This window comes from Bacillus cereus group sp. N11 (assembly GCF_016483605.1).
Classification (GTDB): Bacteria; Bacillota; Bacilli; order Bacillales; family Bacillaceae_G; genus Bacillus_A; species Bacillus_A toyonensis.
Genome location: NZ_JAEHBN010000056.1, coordinates 1 through 444, shown reverse-complemented (window position 1 = coordinate 444; position 444 = coordinate 1). Strand labels below are relative to the sequence as shown.

Genomic DNA, 444 nt, shown 5'->3' with positions numbered 1-444 from the left:
TTTATTATACTGTCAAACTGGTGTACATGTTGATTCATGTTCTTTTTGTCGCCATGGTCCATTACCTAAGCTTGGTCCAACAGGTCCAACGGGGGCAACCGGTGATACAGGCCCAACAGGAGCAACGGGAGCAACAGGAGCGACAGGAAAAACAGGAGCAACAGGTCCAACGGGGGCAACAGGAGCGACAGGAATAACAGGAGCAACGGGTCCAACAGGAGCGACAGGTTCAACAGGAGCAACGGGTCCGACGGGAGTAACAGGTTCAACAGGTTCAACAGGAGCGACAGGAATAACAGGAGCGACGGGAGCAACAGGTCCGACGGGAGCAACAGGTGATACAGGCTCAACAGGAGCAACGGGAGCGACAGGTCCAACGGGGGCAACCGGTGATACAGGCCCAACAGGAGCAACCGGCACAAGTATAACGGCAACATACGCATT

General features: G+C 54.5%; 1 pseudogene. It reads left to right on the top strand.

What is annotated here, in order from left to right:
• A pseudogene (locus tag JDS98_RS29630) lies at positions 1-444 on the top strand (BclA C-terminal domain-containing protein); the annotation flags it as partial.